Here is a 24,096-nt window from a genome sequence, read left to right as displayed (position 1 = left end):
GCCATCAGCCTGTTAGGACAGACTGCACTCCGGGAAGTTAAACTTACTTAACTTCAACAGAAGCACCAGCTTCTTCCAGAGATTTTTTCAGAGCTTCAGCGTCATCTTTGCTGATGCCTTCTTTCAGAGCTGCTGGAGCAGACTCAACCAGGTCTTTAGCTTCTTTCAGACCCAGGCCAGTCGCGGTGCGAACAGCTTTGATAACTGCAACTTTGTTCGCGCCAACAGCGGCCAGAACAACGTCGAACTCAGTTTTTTCTTCAACAGCTTCAGCAGCAGCAGCAGGACCTGCAACAGCAGCAGCAGCAGAAACGCCGAATTTTTCTTCCATAGCGGAGATCAGTTCAACGATTTCCATTACAGACAGAGCTGCAACGCCTTCAATGATTTGTTCTTTAGTGATTGACATTTCAAGTGTTCCTAGAATTCAGAAATAGTTTATACGTAAGCAAATGAACGAGATAAAAAAGGCTGATTAAGCAGCTTCTTTCTGATCGCGTACAGCAGCCAGAGTGCGAACCAATTTGCCTGCAGAGGCTTCTTTCATGGTTGCCATCAGGCGTGCGATTGCTTCTTCGTAAGTAGGCAGAGTTGCCAAGCGGTCAATTTGAGCCGCAGAGATAAACTCACCTTCAAAGGCCGCAGCTTTAACCTCAAATTTTGCATTCGCTTTAGCGAAATCTTTGAACAGACGGGCAGCAGCGCCTGGGTGTTCAGTAGAGAATGCAATCAAGGTTGGACCGACAAACGTGTCTTTCAGGCACTCAAACTGAGTACCTTCTACGACGCGACGCATCAAGGTGTTGCGAACAACACGCATGTAAACGCCAGCTTCACGACCTGCTTTACGCAGTTCAGTCATTTTATCTACAGTTACGCCACGGGAATCCGCAACAACCGCAGACAGCGCGCCTTTGGCTACTTCGATGACTTCAGCAACAATCGCTTGTTTGTCTTGAAGATTTAATGCCATTAGCTTTTTGCTCCTGGATTTAGCCGGGGAAAACCCCCGGAACTCACATCACTTGTTATCGAGAATCGATATCAAGCGTTCAAACACGGTGAGCAGAGAATCCAGCAAAGACAAATCTTAATTCTTTATAAAAAAGACAAAGAAATATTTTCTTCAGGCTCTGTCACCGTCTACGCAGGAAGGATTAAGCCCTTTTCGGGGCACCTGCGGTCTTGGACGGAGGCCTGGATAGGCCAGGCTCCAACCGAAAAATCTTGGTTTCGCATTAACGAAACAACGGGCCATAGATTCTAGACAAATCTATCGCCCGCGTAAAGCGATAAACGTCAGCAGTTAATTAGTTAACTGTTGCGCTCAGGCCGCTTTGATCAACAGCAAGACCCGCGCCCATGGTAGTGGACAGGCTTACTTTCTTGATGAAAACGCCTTTAGCCTGAGAAGGCTTCGCTTTTTTCAGAGCGACCAACAGAGCTTCCAGGTTTTCTTTCAGCTTGTCGGATTCGAAATCAACCTTACCGATAGTGGTATGGATGATGCCGTTTTTGTCGTTACGGTAACGAACCTGACCTGCTTTAGCGTTCTTAACCGCTTCAGCAACGTTAGGGGTTACAGTACCGACTTTCGGGTTAGGCATCAGACCGCGTGGGCCCAAGACCTGACCTAATTGGCCAACAACGCGCATTGCATCTGGAGATGCGATAACAACGTCGAAGTTCATTTCGCCTTTCTTGATCAGGTCAGCCAGATCTTCCATACCAACCAGTTCAGCGCCTGCAGCTTTAGCAGCTTCAGCGTTTGCACCTTGAGTGAAGACGGCAACGCGAACAGAACGACCGGTGCCGTGTGGCAGTACGGTTGCGCCGCGAACGTTTTGATCTGATTTACGAGCGTCGATGCCGAGGTTAACAGCAACGTCAACGCTTTCTACGAATTTAGCAGTGGCCAGCTCTTTGAGCAGAGCAACGGCTTCGGTGATGTCATACTGTTTAGTAGCATCAACTTTGTCACGGATCACGCGCATGCGCTTGGTCAGCTTAGCCATTTATTAATCCTCCACTACCAGGCCCATGGAACGAGCAGTACCTTCGATGGAGCGAATCATCGCTTCAACGTCAGAACCAGTCATGTCCGCAGCTTTGGTTTCTGCGATTTCACGAACCTGAGCACTCGTTACTTTACCTACTTTGTCTTTGTTCGGCTTGCCGGAACCAGACTTGATACCAGCCGCTTTCTTCAGCAATACTGCTGCAGGAGGGGTTTTGGTAACGAAGGTGAAAGAACGGTCAGAATAAACAGTAATAACAACAGGAATTGGCAGGCCTTTTTCCATGCTATCAGTCTTAGCATTGAACGCCTTACAGAATTCCATGATGTTCACGCCTTGCTGACCCAGAGCTGGACCAACTGGCGGACTTGGGTTTGCCATACCAGCTGCAACTTGCAGCTTAACGTAGGCTTGTACTTTCTTGGCCATGGTAAATATCCTCGTTTGGGTAATATCGCCTGTTTGAAGAGGCTCCCCGTTATTTACAGTACTTTGTTCTTTATCATTTATGTGCCAAGAAGACTGCACATAAAAACAAAAGGCGCGAAATTATAGTTTAATTTCGCGCCCTGTACAACAACTGTTCTAACGAATATTTAGAACGTTGTATTAGCCCTTTTCAACCTGACCGAAGTCCAGTTCAACCGGTGTTGCACGGCCAAAGATGGAAACAGACACTTTCAGGCGGCTTTTCTCGTAATCAACTTCTTCGACCACACCATTGAAGTCTGCAAACGGCCCGTCATTAACACGTACCAGTTCACCTGGTTCGAACAATGTTTTAGGGCGTGGTTTATCCCCCACTTGTTGCAGGCGATTCATGATCGCATCAACTTCTTTATCGCTGATTGGTGCAGGACGATCTGACGTTCCGCCAATGAAGCCCATAACACGAGGAACGCTGCGAACTAAGTGCCAGCTGGCGTCATTCATTACCATCTGTACCAGCACATAACCCGGGAAGAATTTACGTTCACTTTTACGGCGCTGGCCACCACGAATTTCAACCACTTCTTCGGTTGGAACCATGACTTCACCAAACAGTTCTTCCATGTCATGTAATTTGATGTGCTCACGCAGCGATTGCGCTACGCGGCCTTCAAAGCCAGAAAACGCCTGAACGACGTACCAACGTTTTTTAGGTGCTTCAGACATTTAGAACCTCAAGCCAGTAATGAAAGATACCAGGCGGACTAAAATACCATCCAGCCCCCACAGAATCAGAGACATAACGGCAGTTACCGCCGCAACGATCAGTGTGGTATGCAATGTTTCCTGGCGCGTTGGCCAAATGACTTTACGTACTTCAGTTCGCGCTTCACGAGCAAACGCAACTGTTGCCTTGCCTTTAGTGGTCAGTAAAGCCACTGCGCCTGCAATTGCGATAATAACAACTACGGCTAACGCGCGTAACGGCAGGCTGTATGCACGGTAATAATAGTTACCGACAATAGCTACAACCAACAAAACGGCAACAACCAGCCACTTTACCGCTTCCAGGCCGCGCCCGCTCCCTTGAGCCTCGGTATTCGCACTCATAAACCAACCCGTCACAATGATTCAGAACAAACAACTTTGCCTCGCATTGCGAGGCAAACCAAACCGATCGATGCTCTACTTGAGCGCAATTCGGTGTTTTACGCTATATCTCAGAGCCTATCTCACCAGTGATTATGACGTATAAATCGCTGATGAGATAGGTTCTAGCGCCACAGCGTAGAAAAAAGGGCATCGAATGATGCCCTTTTAGTGTGTATTGCGTCAACGAATAGTGACAAAAAACTATCAGCGATTAAGCGATAACTTTAGCAACAACACCAGCACCTACAGTACGGCCGCCTTCACGGATTGCGAAACGCAGACCGTCATCCATCGCGATTGGGTGGATCAGCGTAACAACCATGTTCACGTTGTCACCAGGCATTACCATCTCAACGCCTTCTGGCAGTTCGATAGTACCGGTCACGTCAGTTGTACGGAAGTAGAACTGTGGACGGTAGCCTTTGAAGAATGGAGTATGACGACCACCTTCATCTTTGCTCAGGATGTACACTTCGGAATCAAACTTGGTGTGTGGTTTGATTGAACCTGGTTTAGCCAGAACCTGACCACGTTCGATGTCTTCACGTTTGATACCACGCAGCAGAACACCCACGTTCTCGCCTGCACGGCCTTCGTCCAGCAGTTTGCGGAACATTTCAACGCCAGTACAAGTTGACTTAACAGTGTCCTTGATACCGACGATTTCAACTTCTTCGCCTACTTTAACGATACCGCGCTCTACACGACCGGTTACAACTGTACCACGACCGGAGATGGAGAATACGTCTTCGATTGGCAGCAGGAATGGCTTATCGATAGCACGCTCTGGCAATGGAATGTAGCTGTCCAGTGCTTCTGCCAGTTCGATGATTTTCGCTTCCCACGTTGCATCGCCTTCCAGTGCTTTCAGCGCTGAACCTTTGATGACCGGGATGTCGTCGCCTGGGAATTCGTAAGCAGAAAGAAGTTCACGAACTTCCATTTCTACCAGTTCCAGCAGCTCTTCATCATCTACCATGTCGCATTTGTTCATGAACACGATCATGTATGGAACGCCAACCTGGCGACCCAGCAGGATGTGCTCACGCGTCTGAGGCATAGGGCCGTCAGTTGCAGCAACAACCAGGATAGCGCCGTCCATCTGAGCAGCACCGGTGATCATGTTTTTCACGTAGTCGGCGTGCCCTGGGCAGTCAACGTGCGCGTAGTGACGAGTCGGGGTGTCATATTCAACGTGTGAAGTGTTGATGGTGATACCACGAGCTTTTTCTTCTGGTGCGTTATCGATCTGGTCGAATGCACGTGCAGAACCGCCGTAGGTTTTAGCCAGAACGGTAGTGATTGCTGCAGTCAGGGTAGTTTTACCGTGGTCAACGTGGCCGATAGTACCAACGTTAACGTGCGGTTTGTTACGTTCAAATTTTTCTTTAGACACGGCTATATTCCTTACTCTTGTGCTCTCCCTTCAAAGAGAGAGCACGGGATCATTGTGTTTAAACCAGTGGCTTATTTGCCACGAGCTTCAATAACGGCCTGGGCCACGTTATTCGGCGCATCATCATACTTCAGGAATTCCATGGAGTAAGATGCACGGCCTTTGGTCAGTGAACGCAACTGAGTCGCATAACCGAACATTTCGGAAAGCGGAACTTCAGCATGAATCACAACGCCAGTAGCGTTAGATTCTTGGCCTTTCAGCATACCGCGACGACGGCTAAGGTCACCGATAACGTCACCAGTGTTCTCTTCCGGAGTTTCTACTTCAACCTTCATGATAGGCTCAAGCAGAACTGGTTTCGCTTTCTTAAAGCCATCTTTAAAGGCGATAGAAGCGGCCAGTTTAAACGCCAGCTCAGAGGAGTCAACGTCATGGTAAGAACCGAAGTGCAGACGCACGCCCAGATCTACTACCGGATAACCGGCCAGCGGACCTGATTTCAGCTGTTCCTGGATGCCTTTGTCAATCGCACCGATGAATTCACCAGGAATTACACCGCCTTTGATTTCGTTGACAAACTCATATCCTTTCGGATTCGTGCCAGGTTCTAATGGATACATGTCGATCACAACGTGACCATACTGACCGCGACCACCAGACTGCTTAGCGTGTTTACCTTCAACATCAGTAACTTTAGCGCGAATCGCTTCACGATAAGCAACCTGCGGCTTACCGACGTTAGCTTCAACGTTAAACTCACGACGCATACGGTCAACCAGGATGTCCAGGTGAAGCTCACCCATACCTGCGATGATTGTCTGACCAGACTCTTCATCAGTCCAAACGCGGAATGATGGGTCTTCTTTCGCCAGACGGCCCAGAGCCAGACCCATTTTTTCCTGGTCAGCTTTGGTTTTTGGTTCTACCGCAACGGAGATTACCGGCTCAGGGAATTCCATACGCTCCAGAATGATCACATTATCTGGATCACACAGAGTGTCACCGGTAGTCACGTCTTTCAGACCGATCGCTGCAGCGATATCGCCTGCACGAACTTCTTTAATTTCTTCACGCTTGTTCGCGTGCATCTGAACGATACGACCCAAACGTTCACGCTGTGATTTCACTGGGTTAAATACAGTGTCACCTGAGTTGACAAGACCGGAATAAACACGGAAGAACGTCAGGTTACCCACGAATGGGTCAGTAGCGATTTTGAACGCCAGAGCAGAGAACGGCTCAGCATCGTCAGAATGGCGAACTGCCGGAGTGTCTTTACCGTCATCCAACAAACCGTTGATAGCTTCAACGTCGGTCGGTGCAGGCAGATACTCAACAACAGCATCCAGCATTGCCTGTACGCCTTTGTTTTTAAACGCAGAACCACAGGTAACCAAGATAACTTCATTGTTCAGAACGCGCTTACGCAGAGAAGCTTTGATCTCTTCTTCAGTCAGCTCTTCGCCACCAAAGAATTTCTCCATCAGCTCATCAGAGCCTTCAGCAGCGGACTCAACCAGTTTCTGACGCCATTCTTCAGCCAGTTCTTGCATATCAGCTGGGATCTCTTCGTATTCGAAGGTCACGCCCTGATCGGCTTCGTTCCAGTTGATTGCTTTCATCTTCACCAGGTCAACAACACCGGTGAATTTCTCTTCCGCGCCGATCGCCAGTTGCAGAGGCACCGGAGTTGCGCCCAGACGTTTTTCAATCTGATCAACAACTTTCAGGAAGTTAGCACCCATACGGTCCATTTTGTTAACGAACGCGATACGTGGAACTTTATATTTGTTTGCCTGACGCCATACGGTCTCAGACTGTGGCTGAACACCACCAACAGCACAGTAAACCATTACCGCACCATCAAGAACACGCATAGAACGTTCAACTTCGATGGTGAAGTCAACGTGCCCTGGGGTGTCAATGATGTTGATGTGGTGTGGTTCGAACTGCTTAGCCATACCTGACCAGAAACAGGTAGTCGCAGCGGACGTGATGGTAATACCACGTTCCTGCTCCTGCTCCATCCAGTCCATGGTGGCTGCGCCATCATGAACTTCACCGATTTTGTGGTTTACACCGGTGTAGAACAGAACACGTTCGGTAGTGGTTGTCTTACCGGCGTCGATGTGAGCACTGATACCAATGTTACGGTAGCGCTCAATGGGTGTTTTACGAGCCATTTGATTCCTCTATAACTAGGACGTTCAAGTTCAGTTAACCCAAGCGGGTTGGCTTCTTGAAGCGCCCGCTTGGTTAGCATAACTACTGCGAAGTGATTACCAGCGGTAGTGGGCGAACGCCTTGTTGGCTTCAGCCATACGGTGAACGTCTTCACGTTTCTTAACTGCAGTACCTTTGTTCTCTGCAGCATCAGAAAGTTCGTTCGCCAGGCGGAGAGCCATGGATTTATCACCGCGTTTACGAGCAGCTTCAACGATCCAACGCATTGCCAGAGCATTACGACGAACCGGACGGACTTCAACTGGAACCTGATAAGTTGAACCACCTACGCGGCGGGACTTAACTTCGACAGTCGGACGAACGTTGTCCAGAGCGACTTCGAAAGCTTCCAGGTGGCCTTTACCGCTACGTTGAGCCAGGGTCTCAAGAGCAGTGTAGACGATTGCTTCTGCAGTAGATTTTTTACCATCTACCATCAGAATGTTGACGAATTTTGCCAGCAGTTCGGATCCGAACTTAGGATCTGGCAGGATTTTACGTTGACCAATGACGCGACGACGTGGCATGGAAATACTCCGTTGTTAATTCAGGATTGTCCAAAACTCTAAGAGTTTATTTTGACAGTAAAGTGAAAATGTTTGGCCTTACTTAACGGAGAACCATTAAGACTTCGGCTTTTTAACGCCGTATTTAGAACGAGATTGCTTACGATCCTTAACGCCTGAACAGTCCAGTGCGCCACGGACGGTGTGATAACGCACACCTGGCAAGTCTTTTACACGACCGCCACGGATCAGGATCACGGAGTGTTCCTGAAGGTTATGACCTTCACCGCCGATGTAGGAGGTAACTTCAAAACCGTTAGTCAAACGCACACGGCATACTTTACGCAGTGCGGAGTTTGGTTTTTTAGGAGTGGTAGTATATACACGAGTACATACGCCACGTTTCTGCGGGCAAGCTTCCAGCGCTGGAACGTTGCTTTTAACAACCTTCGTAGAGCGTGGTTTGCGTACCAGCTGATTAATTGTTGCCATTAAAAAGCTCCTGGATTTTGGTTCATAAACTACTTTGTAAACGCGTGATAAATCGCCCCATAAAAAGCATTAGCTAATATGGGGACGCAGAATTTTAGGGCTGACCTAAGAGGGTGTCAAGAAATATACAGCAGATCAGTAAATCACCATGCTGTTTGCTGGGTGTGTTTCTCAGTCAGCGCGACGAATCCAGTATAGTCGATCAATGTGATTTTGTGCGAAATTTGACCAACCAATCCTCTGGCCGCCAGATCCTCGCTGAGGACATAAATCGACTGAACATGCTGGCTGAGCAGATTACATGCCTCACTGCCATCAAGCGCAGCCAGTACGCCATCCTGCATCAGCAAAAGTGCATCTTCCTGAGCGACCAGCTTAACAATCAATGAGAAATCACATTGTTGCGGGGAACGGGCAAGAGTAAAAAGCATGGAATTTCCTGATTTAAAACGTCATCACCACATCAAAACTGGCCAGTCGTCCGCGAATTTCACTCGCAGACAACGGCTCGACATCCAGCACCCATTCATGTCCCGCAGATAAACCACGTGACTTCAGCGAGTCTTCACAGACAAAGCACTGATCGACGTCGTAAAGTGATAACACACCGAATGTGGCAATATAATTACGGGCGAGAATTTTTTCTGGTTGTTGTGCCGGCATGAGCTGAAAAACGCCATCAGCCATAAAAAACACGCCGATATCCTCGGTCAGAGCTGACGTAGCCAGCAGCGCATCAAGGCCTTCTCTTCCCGCTGACGTGCCGTGCGGTCCCTGAGTGAACACGAACGCTATCTTTTTCATTGCCTGTCCCTGCCATAACCCATCAGAACTGCACCATGCGATCACAAGTCAGCGACGCTTCAGCGAGGCTGCCCAACCCTGTCAGGGCAAAGCCGGCTTGTAAATTCGTCTGGCCGTGTCCCTGATTGTGGGCTTCCGTTTCATCAATGACACCGCGACGTAAAGCCGCTGCCACGCAAACATTGAGAGCAACCTGATGGTCTGCAGCCATACGTTGCCAGGATCTGACCAGATCAAATTCATCCGAAGCAGGTGCAGAAAGCATATTACCGTTGAGGACGCCCTCACGATAAAAAAACACGCTGTCCAGCTGATGGCCACTGCCAATCAATGCCAGTGCGAACTGGTACGCAGCGCTGGCTTGCTGAGTGCCGTATGCAGGGCCGGTGACCAGCAGGCAGTAACGCAGTTTCAACGTTCGTTCCCCACCAGCTCACCGCTTTTAAACTGGCGGATATACAAGTAGACCGTATGCTTGGAAATGTTGAGGCGATCAGCAACCTGATTGATGGCATCTTTGATATCAAAAATACCTTTTTCATAAAGATTCAGTACAACCTGACGGTTTTTCGCATTGTTCGACACATTACGATCAGCATTGACTTCTTCAATCGTAAATTCCAGCGTTTGGGCAACCAGATCATCCACGGATGAAGCGAAGTTAACGGACGAGGCAACTTCCTGCGTCTCCGGTGGCATAAACGTCTGAATAATTTGCGAGAAAGGTACGTCAAGATTCATGTTGATGCACAGCAGGCCAATCACACGCTGCTCACGGTTGCGTATGGCAATGGTGACAGATTTCATCAGCACGCCACTTTTCGCACGGGTGAAATAGGCTTTGGACACATTACTGTCAGCACCGGTCATATCATGCAGCATGCGCAGTGCCAGATCAGTAATCGGCGAGCCGATTTTACGACCAGTATGCTCACCATTAGCAATCCGAACCGCTGAACATTTCAGGTCTTCCAGAGAATGCAGAACAATTTCGCAATGCTCACCAATCAGCATTGCCAGCCCATCCACCACAGCCTCGTAGGAAGACAAAATCTCGTGATCAACCTGGCTGAAAGGACGTTGGTCCAGCAAATCCAGTTCGCCGGTTTCGCCAGTTATAAGCGAATTAGACATTGAAGCTACCACCCTCTATATCGCGCCTTCCAACGGGAGTCAGGACGCATTATTCATCAATTCAGGGGCGTTACTGTATCAAAAATACAGAATAAACGGCCTGACGATTATATGGATCTGTGACGTTATGCCGGGGAGACAAAAGCGTCAAGTTATCATCATAGAGTAACCGCAATAAAAAGAAGGGCTGGTTCAAATAAAAGTCATATGCCAAAAAAAAACCGCCGCGTTAAGCGACGGTTTTTATGCAGTAACTCAGCACGACTTAGTTTGCTTTTGGTGCAGCTTCTGCTTCAGCAGGTTTTTCTGCAGCTTTTGGATCAGCTTTAGGCGCGGCTTTCACATCCAGCAGTTCAACGTCGAACACCAACGTGGAGTTAGCCGGGATCCCCGGAACGCCAGTTTTGCCGTAAGCCAGTGCCGGTGGGATGACCAGCTTGATTTTGCCGCCTTTCTTGATGTGCTTCAGGCCTTCGGTCCAGCCAGGGATTACACCGTCAAGACGGAAGGACAACGGCTCACCACGGGTGTAAGAGTTATCGAACTCAGTTCCGTCCGTCAGCGTACCTTTGTAGTTAACAACAACGGTATCGCTGTCTTTAGGTGCTGCGCCGGCACCTGGTTTTTCAACCTGATACAGCAGACCTGATTCAGTCTTCTTCACGCCTTTTTCTTTGGCGAAATCAGCACGGAATTTGTCGCCTTTGTCAGCGTTAGCTTTGGCATCCTGCTCCATCTTAGCCTGCGCGGATGCTTTCACACGGCCTTCGAAGGTTTGCAGAGTCTGCTCAATTTCCTGATCAGACAGTTTGCTTTTATTTGCAAACGCATCCTGAACGCCAGAGATCAACTGGTCTTTATCCAGTTTGATGCCCAGCTTTTCTTGCTCTTTCAGGGAGTTGTCCATGTAGCGACCCAGAGATGCACCCAGAGCATAGGCAGCCTGCTCGTCATCACTTTTGAATTTGGCCGTGTCTGTTGCTGCCGGAGCAGTTGCAGCAGGGGCGGCGGCTGGCGCAGTTGCAGCAGCGGCCGGTGCTGTGGCTTCAGCAGCCATAACCTGAGTGGCATTCAGGGCGATAGCCATGGTGGTTGCCAGCAGAGTTACTTTAAACAGTGATTTCATCCATTTCTCCAAGACCAGAAGTGTATGACCTCTGGTAATAATTACGAAAGTTCGGCGGTTACTATAACTGTCCGTCTCACGACAAAACAATCTCTATACACGCCATTAGCGTCTTATTCCGACCTTTTTTGCATCAATAAGTTTCGTCACAGGATCGGCATATACGGATAAAGCGTCAGGGAGGTCAGGTAATCCTGTGGCTTTACGGGTAGAATCGCCGGTCTACAATACAGGATGAGGTTCCGGTCAATGCTCAACATGATCAACGTGGGCCACACAGTGAGGTAATGATGATGAACTCAAACACCGTTGAACAACGTCTGGAGATGCTGGAAAACAAGCTGGCTTTCCAGGAGATTACCATTGAAGAGCTGAACATGATTGTCACACAACATCAGCTGGAAATGAGCAGACTGCAAGATCACCTGCGTCTGCTGACCGACAAACTCCGTGCCAGTCAGCCATCAATGATTGCCGATCAGTCGGAAGAAACCCCTCCGCCGCATTATTGATGCTGATTTCAACGTAGCAAAAAGGCGCCCGGGGGCGCCTTTTTCTTTAACTGCTAAACGTGCAACGCGATTAATGACAACCGCAACCGCCGTTTCCGCCGCAACCACCTTTCTTACCGTGATCATGACCGTGGTCGTGATCATGGTCGTGGCCGTGACCACCGCAGCAACCTTCACCATGTTCATGATCATGATCGTGGCCGTGTTCGCCGTGAACGTGGCCGTGAGCCAGTTCTTCTTCGGTTGCTTCACGGATAGCGACAACTTCAACGTGGAAGTTCAGATCCTGACCGGCCAGCATGTGGTTTCCGTCAACCACAACGTGGTCACCGTCAACTTCAGTGATTTCAACAGGCACCGGGCCCTGGTCGGTGTCAGCCAGGAAACGCATACCGACTTCCAGCTCATCAACACCCATGAACACGTCTTTAGGCACGCGCTGAACCAGGTTTTCGTCGTAGTTGCCGTAAGCATCGTTCGCACCAACATGCACGTCAAAAACGTCACCAATGGCATGGCCGTCCAGCGCTGTTTCCAGACCGGAGATCAGGGAACCATGGCCGTGCAGGTAATCCAACGGTGCGCTCACCGGAGATTCATCAACCAACACACCGTCTTCTGTACGAACCTGATATGCCACGCTGATGACCAGGTCTTTTGCTACTTTCATGATAACTCCTACCGTTGGAAACTCAATTTGTTGTCTGCGGGCGTTTCGTAACGCACGCAACTTCGCTTAAGGCTAATTCAGTGACGGCCACTTTTCGATGAGATCATCCTGAAAAGCGCGACCGGATAAATTTGGCGAAGAGTGTAGCGGAAATCCGCGTCTCTGTACTAACAGCATAAAAAAACACGAGCCATAACGCTACTTCGGATCGAAAATACCAATCACCTGCTCTTCCGGCCGGAGTTTCTTGCTGACCTGCGCATCCGTCTGACGCTGATGGTGTCCGCACTTCACACACTCCACCACTTCCACCTGATCTTCCTGCCATAAAGCCAGCGTATCCATCGCCTTACATTTCGGACACACCGCGCCAGCGATGAACCGTTTACGCGTTATAGCCATATTACTTCTCCAAAAATTGCCGACATTGCGTCCGGTCAGTTTTCGATCAACAACCGAATTTTTTTTCGCTACCGGACTATTCATCATCGTCCCAGCCATCAAGCTGGCGGCGTTCGTTATGCATTTCGCTCTGGAAGATATCTTCCAGTTCGCGCCGGGCTTCTTTCACACGGGAAATTTGTGCCACATCGCCACGGTTTTGCGGCACCAGTTCGCGCAACATACGCATATCGAGACGGCGAAAATGCTGTTGTGCACGATACGCACTGTGCGGATGCATGCCCAGCGTCACGAGCGCTTTCTTACCTAACTCCAGCGCACTGGAAAACGTCTCGCGGGAAAAATTCACGACGCCCGCCTGCAAAAGCTCATGCGCTTCAACACGTCCGCGGGCACGCGCCAGAATATTCAGATGCGGAAAATGTTGCTGGCATAAATGCACGATCGCCATCGTATCCTCCGGTTCATTGGAGGTAATAACGATTGATTTTGCTTTTTCCGCACCGGATGCTCTGAGGAGTTCCAGTTCGGTCGCATCGCCGTAATACACTTTGTAGCCGTAAGTGCGCATCAGCCCGACGGCGCTGATATCGCGCTCCAGCACCGTAATGCGCATTTTGTTGGCCATCAGCAAACGCCCGATCACCTGTCCGAAACGCCCGAAGCCAACAATAATCACCTGCGGCTCGTCATCCTGCACAAAGTGTTTTTCATCGCTCTCTTCGCCGTCGTTATAACGCTTCACCAGAATCCGGTCGACCCACTGCATCAGCAGCGGCGTGGTCATCATGGATAACGTCACCACCACCAGCAACAACGAAAGTTGCGAGGAAGAAATGACTTTTTGCGCACCCGCCGCTGAGAACAGCACGAAAGCAAATTCCCCGCCCTGACTGAGAACGGCAGAGAATTGCAGCCGGACCGAAGTACGTAAACCAAAAATACGGGACAGCCCGTACAACACGCCGGTTTTAACAGCCACCAGAATAATCACACCCGCCAGCACCAGCAAAATGTGGGTGTAAAGCACGCCCAGATTCAATGCCATACCGACAGAAATAAAGAACAGCCCGAGCAGTAAACCCTTAAACGGCTCGATGGCGATTTCCAGTTCGTGCTGATATTCGCTTTCCGCCAGCAAAATCCCGGCGATAAATGTCCCGAGCGCCATCGAAAAGCCCAGCGTATCCATAAACAATGCCGAACCGAGCACCACCAGCAACGCGGCGGCGGTAAACACTTCCCGCACGCCGGAGGCCACAATCAGCCGGAAAATAGGTCGCAGCAGATAGCGTCCGCCGATCAGCATCCCACCAAACGCCAGGACTTTCAGGCCAATCATTTCCCAGTTATTGCTGCCTTCGGAGCTGCCAGCCAGAATCGGAATCAGGGCCAGTGCCGGGATCACCGCAATATCCTGGAACAGCAGCACGGCGAAACCGAGCTGGCCGCCTTCATTACGCGTCATGCCTTTATCACGCATCAGTTGCAATGCCATCGCCGTCGATGACATCGCCAGCCCGATACCGCCAATCACCGCTGCCTGCCAGGAAAACTTCGTGAGATACAACAGGCCGCCGAGCACCAGCGCGGTCAGGATCACCTGCCCGGCACCAACGCCAAAAATTTGCCGCCGCAGCGCCCATAATTTTCCGGGGTTCAGTTCCAGCCCGATGATAAACATCAGGAAAACCACACCCAGTTCAGAGAAGTGCAGGATTTCATCCACGTCACGGATAAAACCTAAGCCCCACGGACCGATGGCAATGCCAGCCAGCAAATAGCCGAGCACCGCGCCGATACCTAAACGTTGCGCCAGCGGCACCGCGACCACCGCAGCGAATAAAAACAGCAGGATTGCCGTAGGTATATTTGAAACATCCATCAGACGATCCCTCCGTGCGGTAACGGGGATCGCAGCCATTCACCGTAGGCTTCAGCGTGGCTTTGCAACACATCAGGTTTCTGACGTCGTGCCCAGTAAATAATGATTGGCGTCATCCAGTGCATATGACACATCGCCGAAGTCAGTTCAAACGGGCGCATAATGTCAGACATCGGATAGCGGTTATAACCGCCTGCACGGTATGCGCCTTCCGGCTCACCGGTGGTGACGACCGAACGCCAGTATTTGCCGTTAAGTGCATTCCCGCCAGCACCGCTGGCAAACCCCCGCGCCAGCACGCGATCCATCCATTCTTTCAATAATGCCGGGCAGCTATAAGTATAAAGAGGGTGCTGGAAGACGATCACTTTGTGTTCGCGCAGCAACTGTTGTTCACGGTGGATATCAATAAAAAAATCAGGATAGTGGGCGTATAAATCATGCACGGTGACATGTTCAAGCTGCTGTGCCTGCTGTAACAAAACGCGGTTGGCGACTGAATCGGGTGATTCCGGGTGGGCGTAAAGCAGCAAAACCTTTGGTGGCTGCGACATCAATACCTCCAAAGCGTCGTCAGGGTGCGGTTTTTCCGTTACCATGCTTCGCAAAGACAAAATGGGACGCGATACGTCTTGTTTAAATCATTATCATGACAATTTAACATACTCTCAACACGGCGCTTTATGATTGTTTTCTCCTCCTTACAAATCCGACGCGGCACTAACGTGCTGCTGGACAACGCGTCTGCGACCATCAATCCCGGCCAGAAAGTCGGGCTGGTGGGCAAAAATGGCTGCGGTAAATCCACCCTGATTTCACTGCTTAAAGGTGAAATGAGCGCCGACGCAGGCAACCTGACTTTTCCGTCCAACTGGGCACTGGCCTGGGTCAATCAGGAAACACCGGCTCTGGACGAGCCTGCAATAGAGTATGTTATCGACGGTGACCGCGAATTCCGTCAGTTGGAAGCACAATTACAGCACGCCAACGACCGCGATGACGGCCACGCCATCGCCACGCTGCACGGTAAACTTGATGCAATTAACGCCTGGACCATTCCGGCGCGTGCGGCGAGCCTGCTCAGCGGGTTGGGATTTACGCAGAATCAGTTACAGCAGCCGGTCAAATCCTTCTCCGGCGGCTGGCGCATGCGTCTCAACCTTGCGCAGGCGCTGATTTGTCGTTCCGATTTACTGCTGCTTGACGAACCGACCAACCACCTGGATTTAGACGCGGTGATCTGGCTTGAAAAGTGGCTGAAAAGCTACACCGGCACGCTGGTGCTGATTTCTCATGACCGTGATTTTCTGGATCCTATTGTCGATAAAATACTGCATATCGAACAGCAGACGCTGAACGAATACACCGGTAACTACTCGTCTTTCGAACGCCAGCGTGCGACCAAACTGTCGCAACAGCAGGCTTTGTTTGAAAGTCAGCAGGAAAAAGTGGCGCATCTGCAAAGTTATATCGATCGTTTCCGGGCGCAGGCGACCAAAGCCAAACAGGCGCAGAGCCGTATTAAAATGCTGGAGCGCATGGAGCTGATAGCCCCGGCGCACGTAGACAATCCTTTTCATTTTAGCTTCCGCTCACCGGAAAGCTTGCCCGATCCGCTGCTGCGGATGGAAAAGGTCAGCGCCGGTTATGGCGACACCACGATTCTGGAGTCGATCAAACTGAATCTGGTGCCGGGTTCACGTATCGGTTTACTCGGCCGTAACGGTGCAGGTAAATCGACGCTTATCAAACTGCTGGCCGGAACCATGCCGCCGCTTCACGGGGACATTGGGCTGGCGAAAGGCGTCAAACTCGGTTATTTCGCTCAGCATCAGCTGGAGTTCCTGCGCGCAGAAGATTCGCCGCTGCAACATCTGGTGCGTCTGGCGAATAAAGAAACCGAACAGCAATTGCGCGATTATCTCGGCGGATTTGGTTTCCACGGCGATAAAGTGACGGATCCTACCGGGCGGTTCTCCGGCGGTGAAAAAGCGCGCCTGGTGCTGGCGCTGATTGTCTGGCAGCGCCCTAACCTGCTGCTGCTTGATGAACCGACCAACCACCTGGATCTCGACATGCGTCAGGCACTGACCGAAGCGCTGATCGACTTTGAGGGTGCGATGGTTGTCGTGTCGCATGACCGCCACTTATTGCGTTCCACTACTGACGATTTGTATCTGGTACACGGCGGCAAAGTGGAACAGTTCGACGGCGATCTGGAAGATTATCAGCAATGGCTGGTGGACATTCAGCGTCAGGAAAGCCAGCAGGATGCACCGGCTAAAGACGGCGGCGTTAACAGTGCGCAATCGCGTAAAGATCAGAAACGTCGCGAAGCCGATTTCCGCAACCAGACTCAGCCACTGCGCAAGCAAATCACCAGGCTGGAAGCACAGATGGAGAAACTGGGTACCGAACTGGCAGCAATTGAAGCCCGTCTGGCCGACTCCGCCATTTATGACATCAGCCGTAAGGCCGATCTCACGGAGTGTCTGCAACAGCAGACCAAAGTGAAAGGTGCGCTGGAAGAGACTGAAATGACCTGGCTCGATGCCCAGGAACAACTGGAAGAAATGTCTAAAACTTTTGATATCGACAGCTGATCGTATGCTCACAAACGGGAAAGGAGCCGTGATGGCTCCTTTTTTGTCTGTAAATTAATGCCAGATTAACAGCACACAGGCGGCGGTCAGAATACCCATCGCAATGTTAAAAGTGTACCACGCACGCTTGCTGCGCAGCAGGCGACCAATCACCGTGCCGAAGCCAAGCCAGATAATGCCCGATACCAGGTTCACCAGGAACATCCCAAGGCTGATACCGGCAATCGAAGGATTATAGGCGTCGCCCGCCAGACTGAAGCTCGCGACCGCACCCAGTCCCATCAGCCAGGCTTTCGGATTAAGAAATTGCAGCAACCAGCCCTGATACAAACGGATCGGTTTTGGCGGCGGCGCACCGGTTTCCAGTTTTTCATAGGCAGACGTTGCAATCTTCCACGCCAGCCACAGCAGATACAGGCTACCGGCGATTTTGAGAAACAGGTGTAACGCAGGATAAATCGTGATGAGACCGCCGACACCAAAGGCCACCAGCAGCAAAATACTTTGCATACCAAGCATAATGCCGACCATCAGCCAAAGTGAACGGAAGAACCCAAAGTTAGCGCCAGACGTGGTGAGTAACATATTGTTCGGGCCGGGGGTAATGGCGGCGACCCATAAAAATCCAAGCATCGATAAAAATAAACCAGGTTCCATTTAATTTGGGTTCTCCGACCCGAAAGATGTGCGATAGCATTGAAGCTAACAGCGTGATATTGATCGCACAAGAGCCTCTTAAGAGAAATTTATTCATCTTATGGTTGAAACCTTTCGCCCCTTACGCGGGGCCAGTAATCCGCACATCCAGACGCTACTCCCGCGACTGATAAGACGGCATGCAACACTTAAACCTCACTGGCAAAGGCTGGATACGCCGGACGGCGATTTTCTGGATTTAGCCTGGAGTGAAGATCCGGCACAGGCGCGACATAAACCTCGCATGATCCTGTTTCACGGCCTGGAAGGCAGCTTTTACAGCCCGTATGCGCACGGCTTATTGCAGGCGTGGAAAGACAAAGGCTGGCTTGGTGTGGTCATGCATTTCCGCGGATGCGGCGGTGAACCTAATAAGCTGCTGCGTATTTATCATTCCGGTGAAACCGAAGATGCCCGCTTTTTCATTCACTGGCTCAATGAGACCTATGGCGAAGTCCCGACCGGCGCGGTAGGTGTGTCACTCGGCGGCAATATGTTGACGTGTTATCTCGGGCAGGAAGGCGAAAATTGTACGCTGAGCGCCGCCGTGGTGGTCTCCGCACCGCTGATGCTGGAACCTTGCGCTTACCGGCTGGAACGCGGTTCATCACGGATTTATCAGCACTATCTGCTCGGTCAGCTCAAAGGCAATGCCTCGCGTAAGCTGGCAAAATACCCTGGGACATTGCCCGTCACGCTGGCGCAACTGAAAGCCATGCGTCGTCTTCGTGAATTTGACGATGCCATTACCTCAAAAGCGCACGGATTTACCGACGCGCTGGATTATTACCGCCGGTGCAGCGGTCTGCCGTTACTGGCACAGGTCAGAACCCCCCTGCTGATTATCCACGCCAAAGACGATCCGTTTATGACACCCGACGTCATCCCGAAAGCAGAAGATTTACCGGATTGCGTGGAATATCAGTTAACGGAACATGGCGGACATGTCGGCTTTGTGTCCGGCAGCTTACGTAACCCCCAAATGTGGCTGGAACAACGCATTCCGGCCTGGATCGCCCCCTATTTAGAAAATAAGACTAAGGAAAAAACAGAGTGATTATTCCCTGGCAGGAACTGGATCCTGAACTGCTCACCAGCGTGGTGGAATCCTTCGTATTGCGCGAAGGCACCGATTACGGCGAGCAGGAAAGATCGCTGGAACAAAAAGTCGATGACGTGAAACGTCAGCTGAAAAGCGGTGATATTGTACTGGTATGGTCAGAGTTGCATGAAACGCTGAATATTATGCCACGCGGTCAGTTCCGCGCCGGGCAGGAAGAAGTGCCGCAGGACGGGTAAACAAAGGCTTCGCCAGTGCGGAGCCTTTGTTTACAGCGATGCCGAAATACAGGTTCCGGCATCGCCTGCCAGCACAGCTTCAATCTGATCCAGCGCACCGATATACGCAGGATTACCGCTGTACTTCACGAACGCGCTGACCGCCAACACTTTTGGCCCCATCGAACCGTCGTTTTGCGCGAAAGGCGCGAGTTGTGCAGGTGTCGCACGGCGGATTGCCCGCTGCTGTGGCGTTCCCCAGTGTTCATATACCGCGTCGGCATCGGTCAGGATCACCAACTTTTGCGCTTTCAGTTGCCGCGCCAGCAACGCCGCCGATAAATCTTTGTCGATTACCGCTTCTGCCCCATTGCCATCCTCAAACACAGGAATACCGCCACCGCCGTTACAAATCACCACATGTCCGCACGTCAGCAACTGCTGAATAGCATCAATATCCACGATCCGCTTAGGCGCGGGGGATGCCACCACGCGGCGCAAGTAAGCCCCGTCGGCTTTCATTTTCCAACCGTGCAGGTTTTCCAGTTCCTGCTGCGATCCTGACGGATACACCGGCCCGATAAATTTTTCGGGAGATGCAAATGCCGGGTCACGGCTGTCCACTTCAATGCGCGTCAGTACTGTGGATACCTCTGGTATGCCCACCTGCTGCCCGAGCATTTGCGCCAGCATAAAGCCGATCATACCTTGTGTTTCTGCAACCAGAATATCCAGCGGATAGGCGGGCACTTCCGTATAAGCCTGATTCTGGAGTGACAACAACCCGACCTGCGGGCCGTTACCATGAACAATCGCCAAACGGTAGCGTGTCGCCAGCCGCGCCAGTGCACCGGCTACCGTCGCAATATTGCGATACTGATTTTCGGCTGACAGGCATTCACCCCGTTGTAAAAGCGCATTACCGCCCAGCGCGACCACTAAAGTTTCCATTTTCCATCCTTAAAGAAAGTGTTCCCGAAAAGCATCAGTGCCAGCCAGACGCCAAGCAGTGTATCGGCACCCGACGAATGCCCCAGCGACAGCACCTGTTCTGCCCGCCGGGCGCGAGCCAGGTGCAGCAGTGGCGTGGAAAACTGTCCTCTCACCGCATGATGCAGATAGGCGCAACTGACCGATGACGTGAGCGTGCGCAAGTCCGGTGTATGATCAAAGAAATTCCTGACCGGTAATCCGTGCACCGCACATACCAGTAGTATGCCGGTCAGCGTGTCGTCATGGCTCGGCGTCAGCCCCGAACCTTTGCCCACCACATTCTTCCAGTCCACGCGATGCCCCTGTAACTGTCGCAATAACTGATGCTGAATGTGCGCCAGTTCTCCGCCGACCGGTTCGCAGACAATCTGACGAAGCTCACCGAACAGCCCTGTACGCTGCGGGCATCCGGCCAGATATCCGTGCACATAGTCATAAAGCTGCCCCGAGCCTTGTATTACGTGCAGATTCATCCTGCGTGCTGGCGGGCTTTCAGTAACCGCACCCACCACATCCCCTAATGTCAGACGGCTGAGCAGGCCTTCAAAATCCCTCGCCCGCAGCAGCCAGCCCATCGGACTTAGCCCCTGACCATAGCGATGCAGCGTCAGCCATTCGCCCCGTTGGTTGATCAGATTGATGGCACGGGAGAATACCCCCATAACCTGCCAGTCACCTGCAAACGCCGGCGCGTGGATACTCACCGCCAGCGGCGCGGGGATATTCATATCTGAGGATAAACCCCGAGATGTTCTGCCAGCGCCTCCAGCGCCTGCTCGAAACATGCCAGCGGCGCACGCACCGTGCCTGCGCCAATCTGACCAATTCCCGGTTCCCGATGGGCAATGCCGGTGTTAATCAGCGGCGTGATGCCGGTTTCTACTACGCGGCGCACATCCAGCCCGAGGCAGGCTCCCTGAAAATCCCAGCCAGGAATTTGCAGCATCATGTTGCGTTCGAGGAATATTTCCGCCATTTCCTCAGACACGGTGATGGCGGTATCCATCCCACCCGCCCCCACAAAACGGGTCACACCCGGCGCGGCGATCATCGCTGCGCCGCCGACACCAAAGGTTTCCGTGATTGCGCTGTCCCCCATGTCCGGGTTGGCGTCTTCCTGGCTGTAGCCGCTGAAGAACAGCCCCTGCGGCATATTGACCGGTGCCGTAAACCAGCGCTCACCGAGGCCACTGACCCGGATACCAAACTCTTTGCCGTTGCGGGTCATGGCAGTCACGATACTGCCTGTGCCGACGGCTGCACCGGCATCCATCGCTGCCTTGCAATACGCCATCGCCAGGTTGAGGAAGAACTGATCGGTGCTGCTCAGAAAATGCAGCACCTCCGTCAGCGACGTTTTGTCCAGATTGCCGGCGGCCAGTTGAGGTGCCAGTGTGCGCATCAGTAAGGCCGAAGTAGCGATATTGCGCTGATGGAATTCATCACCCATCGTAATACCCTGCGCCATCATCGCGGTTAAATCGATACCGCGCTCAAGACGCTGCAACGCCCCGCTCAATGCAGGAGCCAGCACGTCGCGCATCCAGCGCAGGCGCATCTGAACCTCCGGGCCATAGGCGCCGAAACGCATCACCTTGCCGATGCCTTCGTTCATGTTGCAAAAAGCACGGTTGCCGTCGGTGAGATTGCCAATCACCAGCACCGGCATATTTGCCGAGGTAATACCGCCCATCGGCCCGACCGCGCTGACGTGATGGCAGGGCACAAAGCGGATCTCGCCACTGTCGAGCAGTTGCAAGGCATGTTGTTCATCCTGCGCCCAGCCTTCAAACAGACAAGCCCCGATGCAGGCACCGCGCACCGGGCCGGTCATGTCTTCCCAGCGGATGGGCGGGCCAGCGTGTAGTAAGGTTTTACCCTGATTTAGCACCGGGATCGCCTGACGGGCGGGCTGAACATCAAGCCAGTGCGGGCGTGCCTGACGAATACGTCCGATAACGGTGGTATTCGCCTGTTCGAGGATATTTTTCATAAGATGTCTCGTTATGCAAAGGGGAGATTCAGACTCAGCCCAGCTGTTCAACCAAGCTGGCGAGCCGGCGATTGCCACCCGCAACGGGCGACCACGGGTAATGCACCACCGGCACTGAAGCCGATTGCAAATCCTGAGCAAAGTTACGTAAGCCTGCGTTGATTACCGAAACCTGCGACAACAGCGGGCTGGTTGATGCGGGAGATGTCACGACATTACAGGTACAAAGATGATGGGCCAGCACCGTGGCTTCAGGCAGGGTCTGTACCACCAGAATGCCTGCCTCGCGCAATGTGGCGATTTGTTGTGAACGGCACTGTGGATCCTGTTCACTGCCCGTCACCACCGCAACCACCACCACCGGTGCATGTCGGATGCGTTGCGCCATCAGTTGCCTGACGGCAGAAGCCACCGAACCGGCAGGGTCGCGCTGTGCGCCATAACCGATCACCACATCCAGCAGCAACACGCCGGTTTCAGGTTTACCGGCCAGCCCGAGGATCAGTTGTTCCCGCGAGGTCGGATCAATCATCGGATGCGGTTTGCCGACAGTGTAGAAATCGTCACCTAAATCAATGATGCGGTGCCCGTCGTGAGCGAGCATCGTGCCGTGCAGATGCCCATGATCAGGGTGTATGCCCAGCAGCCCGGCCAGCACCATCGCTGCCTCTGCCGCCAGCGTGCCGCCGGTAAACAACCCGGCGATTTTTTTACCCGCGACAGCAGGCTGTGATTCAGCTATCTGAACCACCCGCGCCAGCAGGCAGGCGATGCGTGCCGCTTCATCCAGGGTCGAAGCCAGCCAGACATTGCCCTCACACGCCTGGCTGACCGGAACACCGAGGAACAGCGCCACCACCGGCTTACTCATGGCTTTCATCGCCGACATCACTTTCAGCCGAACGGCTTCCGCCGGTGGCTTGGACACAAAAGCCAGCACCTGACTTTGCGGGTCGTCTGCCAGCATTTGCAGGGAAGTCAAAGCACTGATGCCGCCAACCTGGGCGCTAAGATCCCGCCCGCCGAGACCGATAGCCTGAGAAATCCCCTGTCCGTTCAGCGCGATTTGCGATGTCAGTTCCTGAATGCCAGTCCCGGACGCGCCGACCACACCGACTACGCCTCGTGGCAGCACATTGGCAAACGCCAGCGGCGCACCGGCAATAATGGCGGTACCGCAGTCCGGCCCCATCACTAGTAATCCCTTATCCCGGGCTTTCTGTTTGAGGGCGATTTCGTCCTCCAGCGTGACGTTATCGGAGAAAATCATCACGTTGCGGCCACTGTCGAGCGCCTGATGCGCCAGCCCTGCGGCATACTCGCCCGCAATCGAAATCAACATCAGATTGGCCTCAGGCAGACGCTGCTCAGCACTGGCAAAGCGACGCGCTACCGGTAACGATCGCCCGCTACCCTGCCCTGCTGACACGGCCTTTAAAGCCTCATCAAGTTGTGCGGTGATCGCGGCAATAATGCTTGCATCGCAGCTTTGGCTGCGTACCGCCACGCAAATGTCATTCGGCGTCGCCTGTTCAAAACAGGCATGCCAGAAACCGGTAGCCTCTAATAATGATTTGTTAGCGGGTGTCCCCATCATCACCGAGACATCGTCAACGTCCGGTGATTGACTGAGCTCACGGGAAATTATCATCAGGCTGACTGAATCCTGAAAACTTCCTTTTCTAATACAAGCATGGATCATCTGCTTCCCTTATATTTTCAGACGGTGAAGCGCAGGCTACGCAGAAATAAAACCTCACAAGGTGAACGGGATCACATTT

28 protein-coding genes are annotated in these 24,096 nt (G+C 52.1%); 4 read left to right on the top strand and 24 right to left on the bottom strand.

All coding sequences use genetic code 11. The features are described 5' to 3' along the window. Nucleotides 1-43: 43 nt before the first annotated feature. The 15 genes from rplL to fkpA form a co-directional block, all read right to left on the bottom strand. Entirely contained in the window at nt 44-409 is a 366-nt protein-coding gene (gene rplL, locus J1785_RS17280) for a 50S ribosomal protein L7/L12 (RefSeq protein WP_013577410.1), read from the bottom strand. Nucleotides 410-475: 66 nt separating this feature from the next. Further along, entirely contained in the window at nt 476-973 is a 498-nt protein-coding gene (gene rplJ / locus J1785_RS17275) for a 50S ribosomal protein L10 (RefSeq protein ID WP_013577411.1), read from the bottom strand. A 337-nt stretch (nt 974-1,310) separates the two neighbouring features. Further along, nucleotides 1,311-2,015, bottom strand: a complete 705-nt coding sequence (rplA, locus tag J1785_RS17270) for a 50S ribosomal protein L1 (protein ID WP_120164019.1) — start codon at nt 2,013-2,015, stop codon at nt 1,311-1,313. A 3-nt stretch (nt 2,016-2,018) separates the two neighbouring features. Beyond that, nucleotides 2,019-2,447, bottom strand: a complete 429-nt coding sequence (gene rplK, locus J1785_RS17265) for a 50S ribosomal protein L11 (protein WP_217219989.1) — start codon at nt 2,445-2,447, stop codon at nt 2,019-2,021. A 180-nt stretch (nt 2,448-2,627) separates the two neighbouring features. Next, nucleotides 2,628-3,173, bottom strand: a complete 546-nt coding sequence (nusG, locus tag J1785_RS17260) for a transcription termination/antitermination protein NusG (RefSeq protein ID WP_009639145.1) — start codon at nt 3,171-3,173, stop codon at nt 2,628-2,630. Next, nucleotides 3,174-3,557 (bottom strand): preprotein translocase subunit SecE, encoded by a 384-nt coding sequence (gene secE / locus J1785_RS17255; protein ID WP_034794996.1) that lies wholly within the window; start codon nt 3,555-3,557, stop codon nt 3,174-3,176. It lies immediately after the preceding gene. A 253-nt stretch (nt 3,558-3,810) separates the two neighbouring features. Next, the gene (gene tuf / locus J1785_RS17250) at nt 3,811-4,995 is read right to left on the bottom strand and encodes an elongation factor Tu (RefSeq protein WP_013573670.1); all 1,185 of its coding nucleotides are present in this window, start codon (nt 4,993-4,995) and stop codon (nt 3,811-3,813) included. 71 nt (nt 4,996-5,066) lie between these two features. Then, nucleotides 5,067-7,181, bottom strand: a complete 2,115-nt coding sequence (gene fusA, locus J1785_RS17245) for an elongation factor G (RefSeq protein ID WP_129953757.1) — start codon at nt 7,179-7,181, stop codon at nt 5,067-5,069. A 96-nt stretch (nt 7,182-7,277) separates the two neighbouring features. Next, nucleotides 7,278-7,748 carry a 30S ribosomal protein S7 gene (gene rpsG, locus J1785_RS17240; RefSeq protein ID WP_005969574.1) on the bottom strand — a complete coding sequence of 157 codons (471 nt, stop codon included), beginning with the start codon at nt 7,746-7,748 and terminating at the stop codon, nt 7,278-7,280. Between the two features lie 96 nt (nt 7,749-7,844). Then, nucleotides 7,845-8,219 (bottom strand): 30S ribosomal protein S12, encoded by a 375-nt coding sequence (gene rpsL / locus J1785_RS17235; RefSeq protein ID WP_009638963.1) that lies wholly within the window; start codon nt 8,217-8,219, stop codon nt 7,845-7,847. A gap of 143 nt (nt 8,220-8,362) precedes the next feature. Beyond that, nucleotides 8,363-8,650 (bottom strand): sulfurtransferase complex subunit TusB, encoded by a 288-nt coding sequence (gene tusB / locus J1785_RS17230; RefSeq protein ID WP_112288593.1) that lies wholly within the window; start codon nt 8,648-8,650, stop codon nt 8,363-8,365. Between the two features lie 13 nt (nt 8,651-8,663). Continuing rightward, nucleotides 8,664-9,023 carry a sulfurtransferase complex subunit TusC gene (gene tusC, locus J1785_RS17225; protein WP_113877162.1) on the bottom strand — a complete coding sequence of 120 codons (360 nt, stop codon included), beginning with the start codon at nt 9,021-9,023 and terminating at the stop codon, nt 8,664-8,666. Nucleotides 9,024-9,045: 22 nt separating this feature from the next. Further along, nucleotides 9,046-9,438: a sulfurtransferase complex subunit TusD gene (gene tusD / locus J1785_RS17220; protein ID WP_112288595.1), complete on the bottom strand. Its 393-nt coding sequence runs from the start codon at nt 9,436-9,438 to the stop codon at nt 9,046-9,048. Further along, entirely contained in the window at nt 9,435-10,157 is a 723-nt protein-coding gene (locus tag J1785_RS17215) for a helix-turn-helix transcriptional regulator (RefSeq protein WP_165383750.1), read from the bottom strand. Before J1785_RS17215 ends, tusD begins: the two co-directional genes overlap by 4 nt. Nucleotides 10,158-10,422: 265 nt before the next feature. After that, nucleotides 10,423-11,283, bottom strand: a complete 861-nt coding sequence (fkpA, locus tag J1785_RS17210) for an FKBP-type peptidyl-prolyl cis-trans isomerase (protein ID WP_217219988.1) — start codon at nt 11,281-11,283, stop codon at nt 10,423-10,425. A gap of 293 nt (nt 11,284-11,576) precedes the next feature. On the opposite strand from fkpA, the gene J1785_RS17205 reads away from it, so the two are divergent. Further along, nucleotides 11,577-11,795 (top strand): protein SlyX, encoded by a 219-nt coding sequence (locus J1785_RS17205; protein WP_129954166.1) that lies wholly within the window; start codon nt 11,577-11,579, stop codon nt 11,793-11,795. A gap of 70 nt (nt 11,796-11,865) precedes the next feature. Here J1785_RS17205 and slyD read toward each other — a convergent pair whose 3' ends face one another. The 4 genes from slyD to kefG all read right to left on the bottom strand — a co-directional run bounded on the left by slyD (nt 11,866) and on the right by kefG (nt 15,306). Continuing rightward, nucleotides 11,866-12,465: a peptidylprolyl isomerase gene (slyD, locus tag J1785_RS17200; RefSeq protein WP_129991443.1), complete on the bottom strand. Its 600-nt coding sequence runs from the start codon at nt 12,463-12,465 to the stop codon at nt 11,866-11,868. Between the two features lie 198 nt (nt 12,466-12,663). Then, a complete protein-coding gene (locus J1785_RS17195; protein WP_129953764.1) occupies nt 12,664-12,867 on the bottom strand; it encodes a YheV family putative zinc ribbon protein in 204 nt (67 codons plus the stop codon). A gap of 76 nt (nt 12,868-12,943) precedes the next feature. After that, nucleotides 12,944-14,752, bottom strand: a complete 1,809-nt coding sequence (gene kefB / locus J1785_RS17190) for a glutathione-regulated potassium-efflux system protein KefB (protein ID WP_129953765.1) — start codon at nt 14,750-14,752, stop codon at nt 12,944-12,946. Beyond that, nucleotides 14,752-15,306, bottom strand: coding sequence for a glutathione-regulated potassium-efflux system ancillary protein KefG (gene kefG, locus J1785_RS17185; RefSeq protein WP_129953766.1), 555 nt, complete (start codon nt 15,304-15,306; stop codon nt 14,752-14,754). Before kefG ends, kefB begins: the two co-directional genes overlap by 1 nt. A 129-nt stretch (nt 15,307-15,435) precedes the next feature. On the opposite strand from kefG, the gene J1785_RS17180 reads away from it, so the two are divergent. Further along, nucleotides 15,436-17,355: an ABC transporter ATP-binding protein gene (locus J1785_RS17180; RefSeq protein WP_129953767.1), complete on the top strand. Its 1,920-nt coding sequence runs from the start codon at nt 15,436-15,438 to the stop codon at nt 17,353-17,355. 54 nt (nt 17,356-17,409) lie between these two features. Here J1785_RS17180 and J1785_RS17175 read toward each other — a convergent pair whose 3' ends face one another. Next, entirely contained in the window at nt 17,410-18,012 is a 603-nt protein-coding gene (locus J1785_RS17175) for a LysE family translocator (RefSeq protein WP_217219987.1), read from the bottom strand. A 100-nt stretch (nt 18,013-18,112) separates the two neighbouring features. On the opposite strand from J1785_RS17175, the gene J1785_RS17170 reads away from it, so the two are divergent. Together J1785_RS17170 and J1785_RS17165 are read left to right on the top strand one after the other, a co-directional pair. Beyond that, the gene (locus J1785_RS17170; RefSeq protein WP_129991445.1) at nt 18,113-19,108 is read left to right on the top strand and encodes a hydrolase; all 996 of its coding nucleotides are present in this window, start codon (nt 18,113-18,115) and stop codon (nt 19,106-19,108) included. Continuing rightward, the gene (locus J1785_RS17165) at nt 19,105-19,350 is read left to right on the top strand and encodes a YheU family protein (protein WP_129953770.1); all 246 of its coding nucleotides are present in this window, start codon (nt 19,105-19,107) and stop codon (nt 19,348-19,350) included. The genes J1785_RS17170 and J1785_RS17165 overlap by 4 nt, the downstream gene beginning before the upstream one ends. A 30-nt stretch (nt 19,351-19,380) precedes the next feature. Here J1785_RS17165 and J1785_RS17160 read toward each other — a convergent pair whose 3' ends face one another. Genes J1785_RS17160 through fdrA form a run of 4 tightly spaced genes read right to left on the bottom strand, consistent with a single transcriptional unit; the run spans nt 19,381 to nt 24,017 of the window. Beyond that, on the bottom strand, nt 19,381-20,280 hold the full coding sequence (locus J1785_RS17160; RefSeq protein ID WP_217219985.1) for a carbamate kinase: 900 nt from the start codon (nt 20,278-20,280) through the stop codon (nt 19,381-19,383). Next, a complete protein-coding gene (locus tag J1785_RS17155) occupies nt 20,268-21,050 on the bottom strand; it encodes an oxamate carbamoyltransferase subunit AllH family protein (protein ID WP_217219983.1) in 783 nt (260 codons plus the stop codon). Before J1785_RS17155 ends, J1785_RS17160 begins: the two co-directional genes overlap by 13 nt. Continuing rightward, nucleotides 21,047-22,315 (bottom strand): YlbE family protein, encoded by a 1,269-nt coding sequence (locus J1785_RS17150; RefSeq protein ID WP_217219981.1) that lies wholly within the window; start codon nt 22,313-22,315, stop codon nt 21,047-21,049. The genes J1785_RS17155 and J1785_RS17150 overlap by 4 nt, the downstream gene beginning before the upstream one ends. A 34-nt stretch (nt 22,316-22,349) precedes the next feature. Then, a complete protein-coding gene (gene fdrA, locus J1785_RS17145) occupies nt 22,350-24,017 on the bottom strand; it encodes an acyl-CoA synthetase FdrA (protein WP_217219979.1) in 1,668 nt (555 codons plus the stop codon). Nucleotides 24,018-24,096 lie beyond the last annotated feature (79 nt).

This window comes from Rahnella perminowiae, from assembly GCF_019049755.1.
GTDB lineage: Bacteria > Pseudomonadota > Gammaproteobacteria > Enterobacterales > Enterobacteriaceae > Rahnella > Rahnella perminowiae.
This window is presented reverse-complemented; position numbering and strand designations above follow the sequence as displayed.

Coding starts and splice junctions, on each gene's coding strand:
- fkpA (WP_217219988.1), bottom strand. CDS start 11,283: ATGAAATCACTGTTTAAAGTAACTCTGCTGGCAACCACCATGGCTATC.
- tusB (WP_112288593.1), bottom strand. CDS start 8,650: ATGCTTTTTACTCTTGCCCGTTCCCCGCAACAATGTGATTTCTCATTG.
- J1785_RS17155 (WP_217219983.1), bottom strand. CDS start 21,050: ATGAATATCCCCGCGCCGCTGGCGGTGAGTATCCACGCGCCGGCGTTT.
- rplJ (WP_013577411.1), bottom strand. CDS start 973: ATGGCATTAAATCTTCAAGACAAACAAGCGATTGTTGCTGAAGTCATC.
- tusC (WP_113877162.1), bottom strand. CDS start 9,023: ATGAAAAAGATAGCGTTCGTGTTCACTCAGGGACCGCACGGCACGTCA.
- J1785_RS17150 (WP_217219981.1), bottom strand. CDS start 22,315: ATGAAAAATATCCTCGAACAGGCGAATACCACCGTTATCGGACGTATT.
- fusA (WP_129953757.1), bottom strand. CDS start 7,181: ATGGCTCGTAAAACACCCATTGAGCGCTACCGTAACATTGGTATCAGT.
- rplK (WP_217219989.1), bottom strand. CDS start 2,447: ATGGCCAAGAAAGTACAAGCCTACGTTAAGCTGCAAGTTGCAGCTGGT.
- rpsL (WP_009638963.1), bottom strand. CDS start 8,219: ATGGCAACAATTAATCAGCTGGTACGCAAACCACGCTCTACGAAGGTT.
- J1785_RS17205 (WP_129954166.1), top strand. CDS start 11,577: ATGAACTCAAACACCGTTGAACAACGTCTGGAGATGCTGGAAAACAAG.
- J1785_RS17160 (WP_217219985.1), bottom strand. CDS start 20,280: ATGGAAACTTTAGTGGTCGCGCTGGGCGGTAATGCGCTTTTACAACGG.
- nusG (WP_009639145.1), bottom strand. CDS start 3,173: ATGTCTGAAGCACCTAAAAAACGTTGGTACGTCGTTCAGGCGTTTTCT.
- J1785_RS17195 (WP_129953764.1), bottom strand. CDS start 12,867: ATGGCTATAACGCGTAAACGGTTCATCGCTGGCGCGGTGTGTCCGAAA.
- fdrA (WP_217219979.1), bottom strand. CDS start 24,017: ATGATCCATGCTTGTATTAGAAAAGGAAGTTTTCAGGATTCAGTCAGC.
- J1785_RS17175 (WP_217219987.1), bottom strand. CDS start 18,012: ATGGAACCTGGTTTATTTTTATCGATGCTTGGATTTTTATGGGTCGCC.
- rpsG (WP_005969574.1), bottom strand. CDS start 7,748: ATGCCACGTCGTCGCGTCATTGGTCAACGTAAAATCCTGCCAGATCCT.
- secE (WP_034794996.1), bottom strand. CDS start 3,557: ATGAGTGCGAATACCGAGGCTCAAGGGAGCGGGCGCGGCCTGGAAGCG.
- kefB (WP_129953765.1), bottom strand. CDS start 14,752: ATGGATGTTTCAAATATACCTACGGCAATCCTGCTGTTTTTATTCGCT.
- kefG (WP_129953766.1), bottom strand. CDS start 15,306: ATGTCGCAGCCACCAAAGGTTTTGCTGCTTTACGCCCACCCGGAATCA.
- J1785_RS17170 (WP_129991445.1), top strand. CDS start 18,113: ATGGTTGAAACCTTTCGCCCCTTACGCGGGGCCAGTAATCCGCACATC.
- J1785_RS17180 (WP_129953767.1), top strand. CDS start 15,436: ATGATTGTTTTCTCCTCCTTACAAATCCGACGCGGCACTAACGTGCTG.
- rplA (WP_120164019.1), bottom strand. CDS start 2,015: ATGGCTAAGCTGACCAAGCGCATGCGCGTGATCCGTGACAAAGTTGAT.
- J1785_RS17215 (WP_165383750.1), bottom strand. CDS start 10,157: ATGTCTAATTCGCTTATAACTGGCGAAACCGGCGAACTGGATTTGCTG.
- rplL (WP_013577410.1), bottom strand. CDS start 409: ATGTCAATCACTAAAGAACAAATCATTGAAGGCGTTGCAGCTCTGTCT.
- slyD (WP_129991443.1), bottom strand. CDS start 12,465: ATGAAAGTAGCAAAAGACCTGGTCATCAGCGTGGCATATCAGGTTCGT.